Below are 4,600 nucleotides of genomic sequence, written 5' to 3' on the forward strand. Positions count from 1 at the left end.
AAATTTATCAATTAATGTATTGGCAATACGATAACCTCCACCAGAATCAGATACTAACTTACCAATCATCGAACCCATCCCAAAAATAATCGCTAAATCGCCAAGTTGGTCCCCCATACCGCTGGTGATGATTTCAGGTAATTGACCTAATGGAATATTTAAAGCTAAGCCCACTAAAAAGGCCGTAACAATTAAAGAAATAAATGTATTCAACTTCGCTTTAACGATAAGAAAAATCAAAAAAGCTACACCTAATGCAACAATAAATAATTTCATTTTCCTTCCTCCGATTTAATATTTTAGAAAAACGTAGTTTTACAAGCCCCCTTAAATATCAAAAGAAAAAGGCCACTTATTTTCACACGTGGTAGCTAACGCAATGATATATTTTTATCTTTCTCTTTTATTTTAGTAGAAATTATCCATTATGCAAAGAAAAGCCCGATCAAAAATATTTACTCAAAAGAAAAGACAAGTAAACGATCCTTTTTACTGTTAACTTACTTACTATTTGACAGTAAACACTAAAAAAGGGTATGATAACATATATTTACTTCCCCCATTTTGTTGCCAAGTCGGCAGTTATTGTTGGATGTAAACTACACCCTTAAAAATGAGAGGAGAAACGTTTATGGTAAAATGGTTACGGACATCCAAATTTGCGATGTTTATTATCGCAGTGTTACGCCTTTATTTAGGCTTTAAGTGGGCTCTTTCAGGTTGGACAAAGATCACAGGAACTTTTAGTGCTCAAGACATGCTCCAAGGAGCCGTTGAAAATCCTGTATTGGATGACACAGGAAGTAATGCTTATCCATGGTATACAGAATTTTTAGATCGGTTTGTACTTGCTAATATTGATTTATTTGACTTTATCGTCCCTTGGGGTGAATTACTGGTCGGTTTAGGCTTAATATTTGGTACATTGACAACTGCTGCTGCTTTTTTTGGCTTACTTATGAATTTTAGTTATTTATTAGCAGGAACTGTCTCTATTAACCCGTTATTTATTCTCATCCAGTTTTTCATTTTAGTAGCTGGTTTTAATGCAGGCAAAATCGGACTTGACTTTTGGGTTGTTCCTTTCTTAAGAAAGAAAATTCCTTTTTTAAAGGGAAGTTGACCGTAAAGAGTTTTTATAAAAAAAAGAAGCTGAAGGATGTGTTTTACACACCCTTCAGCTTCTTATACGTTTAACTTTTTAATCTACATACCCATATAAGGAAGTATTGACATAGCCATCGATATAATAAATACCACGACAGCAACGATCAACCAGAACCAAGCACCTGTAAAGAAAGCTGCAGCTTTTGTCTTTACCGTTGTTTTTTCCTTTGTATCGTTAATTGCATGTCTTACAGCCAAACGAATAATAGCATATATTCCTGCTGCTAGTGCTACATAAGTCAATACCGGTGAAAGCATTGATATTATACCCATACTTGTTGTCATCATAAAGCCACTCTTCTTTCTTTTCTAATAATGAGGATTCCAACAGAAAAAATTCTATCTCTGCTGAAAAATCAGACTGCCATCAATTTAAAAAGCAACCAATTGTAACCTTCTCTGAAACTAACATAAAAAGTTGCAAAAATGCAACTATTAAGGATAATTTTTAACTTCCCTTTAACTAAATCTCTTTTTTTATTACTAAAATACTCCCTTGTTATCGTTTGCTTTTATAAAATTCAACCTACCGTTCATTATTCTTTTTGTGGTTATTTGTCATTGCTAGAGGATCTACCCAAGTATCAAACTGCTCCGCACTCACTTTTCCTGAAGCAATTGCTGCTTGTTTTAAACTCGTCTTTTCTCTTTCAGCTTTTTGAGCAATCTTCGCACTTTCTTCATAACCGATATGAGGACTGAGTGCCGTCACTAACATTAAAGACTCTTCAACGAATTTCTTCATTTGTTCTTCATTTGCCTGTAAACCCCGTAAGCATTTTTCAGTAAATGAATGAATCGTTCCTGAAAGTAATTCAGCAGATTCTAAAAAACTCGCAATCAATACAGGTTTGTATACATTCATTTCAAAATTTCCCTGACTGGCAGCAATTGTAATGGTGGTATCATTCCCCATCACACGAGTAGCTGCCATCGTCAGCGCTTCTGCCTGAGTAGGATTTACTTTTCCCGGCATAATAGATGATCCCGGTTCGTTTGCCGGTATAGACAGTTCAGCATAGCCAGCCCGCGGCCCTGAAGCTAAGAAACGTAGATCGTTTGCAATTTTCATCAAGTCACTAGCCAAGGCTTTTAAAGCACCATGCATAGCATTTAATTGTGAATGTGAAGTTAAACCGTAAAACTTGTTCATATCCGATGTAAAAGAGATCTGATAAATGATAGACAATTTTTCGGCTATCTTTTTTGCCAATTTGGGATGGGCATTGACTCCTGTTCCAACCGCTGTTGCTCCAATAGCTAATTCATGTAGGCTCGGCTCCATCTCTTCAATGAACTGTAAATCGTGAGTAAGCATACTTTGGTAACCAGACAACTCTTGAGCAAAAGTTATCGGCGTAGCATCTTGCAAATGAGTACGTCCAATTTTGACAATATTACCATATTCCTGCTTTTTTTCTTCCAAAACCTGTTCCATCTTTTTACAGGCTGTTTTCAGCTGTAAAATAGCTTGTGATGCTGTAATATTCATCGCTGTAGGAAAAATATCGTTTGAGCTCTGCCCTTTATTCACATCATCATTGGGTAAAACGGTTTGTCTTTGCTGCTTATTAGCTAAGTGAGCAATAACTTCGTTGACGTTCATATTCGTGTGTGTACCAGACCCTGTTTGATAAACAGTTAAAGGAAAATGGCGATATAATTTTTCGTCAGACAAAGCGTTTAGCTTATCAATAGCCCTCACTATCGCTTTTGCTTTGTCTTTATTTAATTCGCCTAATTCAGCATTTGACTGAGCAGCTGCTTTTTTAATCTGCAAAAGCGCTTTAATGATTATAAGCGGCATTTTTTCACCTGTAGAAAAATTGTGGCGGCTGCGTTCAGTTTGAGGACCCCACCATGCTTGTGCTGGAATTTCAACAGTTCCAATCGAATCTGTTTCTACTCTGACTTCTTCTTGTTCATTTTTCATCGTCTTCATTCTTTCATTTATGATATAATACTGTATTTTTATATTAGCATGTCTCTTATCTATTATACAAACTATAGTCAGCTTTTGTTTTAAACCTTTGTAGAGCAAATCTAAGTAAAAGAAAGCGTTGCTTTAAACAAAAAAGAATTGTTATAATAAAATTAACATGTTGTAGGAGTGGGTAAGCATGAAAAAGCAGTATATTTTATTATGGTTAGCAGGAATTATTCTTTTTATTGTCAGCGTTTTATATCTACTAAACCTAAGCCAACGAAACGATGATTTTTTTCTAGAAGAAACTACTGAAACTGCAAATGAAGTTACCAATACAACAACGTCTAGTTCGAATGGGCAAGCTGATGAAGTAGCAACTCTTTTAGCAGATTTTGGTGATGATTGGCTAAACTTTTCTAATACAACTGAGAGAAATCAGAAGTTAGAAAAATACATGACCGAAGAGGCTATTGAAAATAACCAACCGGAAACAAAAGAAAAAGAAAGCACCGGGGAAATAACGTCCATTACCCAAGATATTGAGCATCCACAAAAATATATTTTGCTGGGCGAAAAAACCACTCAAGGAAAAACAAAAGAGGTTATTTTAGAAGTTGAATTAACAAGCGATCCTTCTCCTAAGATTAACCACTTGGAATCTAGCTATAAAAAATAAATCAAGTGGTACAACTTTTTAAATGGTTGCACCGCTTGATTATATTCTAGAATATTTTAATCAAAATAGTAGGTGGTTTTTCCCTTGCTTGGCTTTTTATATTTTCGTTGCGCCTTCTCCAATGCCTTCAATGAAGTACCTTTGTAAAAAAATAAAGAGAATAATCACTGGCAGAATCGCAAGGATCAGACCAGTTAGTGCTAGCTCCCACTGCGTAGTAAATTCTCCGAAAAATGAGTAGAGTTCAAGGGGTAAAGTGCGCATCCCTTCTTGATTAACAACAAGTGACGGTAGTAAGTAATCATTCCATATCTTCATTCCATTTAAAATCACAATAGTCACTGTTGTTGGTTTTAACATAGGTAAAATGACTTTCAAGAAAATGTCTACGCGATTTGCCCCATCTACTCTGGCGGCATCATCCAGTTCGGTTGATATACTGCGCATCGTTCCATAATAAAGATAGACAGACAAACTCACCGAAAAACCAATATTCATAATGATTAATCCCGTACGATTCAATAAATCAATTTGCGAAAATAAATTGACTAAAGGGATCATAATCGCTTGAAAGGGAATTAACATCGTTACTCCGCAAAAGTAATAAATAAACGTACTAAATTTTGACGCACGACGATGTAAAACGTAAGCTGCCATCGCGCTGAAAATGACTGTTAATACTACACTTAATACAGTGATAACTAAAGAATTACCAAAACCTGTAGCATAGTTCATAGCGCTAAATGCATTTGGATAATTATCAAAAGTAATTTGTTCGGGAAAACCGACCACATTTGAAAGTATTTCAGATTGCGTCTTAAATGAATTAA

General features: G+C 35.4%; 6 protein-coding genes. 2 read left to right on the plus strand and 4 right to left on the minus strand.

Features of this window, described 5'->3' with window-relative positions; translation table 11 throughout:
* On the minus strand, positions 1-276 hold a 276-nt coding region (locus TS1_RS11920), incomplete at its 3' end, for a GntT/GntP/DsdX family permease (RefSeq protein WP_456119716.1).
* A 355-nt stretch (positions 277-631) separates the two neighbouring features.
* Here TS1_RS11920 and TS1_RS11925 point away from each other — a divergent pair.
* Positions 632-1,123 carry a DoxX family membrane protein gene (locus TS1_RS11925; protein ID WP_068710698.1) on the plus strand — a complete coding sequence of 164 codons (492 nt, stop codon included), beginning with the start codon at positions 632-634 and terminating at the stop codon, positions 1,121-1,123.
* An 83-nt stretch (positions 1,124-1,206) separates the two neighbouring features.
* Here the strand turns inward: TS1_RS11925 and TS1_RS11930 are convergent, their stop codons facing one another.
* Positions 1,207-1,440: a hypothetical protein gene (locus tag TS1_RS11930; RefSeq protein WP_157061679.1), complete on the minus strand. Its 234-nt coding sequence runs from the start codon at positions 1,438-1,440 to the stop codon at positions 1,207-1,209.
* A 253-nt stretch (positions 1,441-1,693) separates the two neighbouring features.
* Positions 1,694-3,109, minus strand: a complete 1,416-nt coding sequence (locus TS1_RS11935; RefSeq protein WP_068710700.1) for a class II fumarate hydratase — start codon at positions 3,107-3,109, stop codon at positions 1,694-1,696.
* A 178-nt stretch (positions 3,110-3,287) separates the two neighbouring features.
* Here TS1_RS11935 and TS1_RS11940 point away from each other — a divergent pair, with 178 nt between their 5' ends.
* Positions 3,288-3,770 carry an EF0163 family protein gene (locus tag TS1_RS11940; RefSeq protein WP_068710701.1) on the plus strand — a complete coding sequence of 161 codons (483 nt, stop codon included), beginning with the start codon at positions 3,288-3,290 and terminating at the stop codon, positions 3,768-3,770.
* A gap of 96 nt (positions 3,771-3,866) precedes the next feature.
* Here TS1_RS11940 and TS1_RS11945 read toward each other — a convergent pair.
* Positions 3,867-4,600: carbohydrate ABC transporter permease (locus tag TS1_RS11945; protein WP_068710702.1), on the minus strand; the 734-nt coding region annotated here is incomplete at its 5' end.

It is taken from the genome of Tetragenococcus solitarius NBRC 100494, assembly GCF_001544195.1.
In the GTDB taxonomy this organism is placed as follows: domain Bacteria; phylum Bacillota; class Bacilli; order Lactobacillales; family Enterococcaceae; genus Tetragenococcus; species Tetragenococcus solitarius.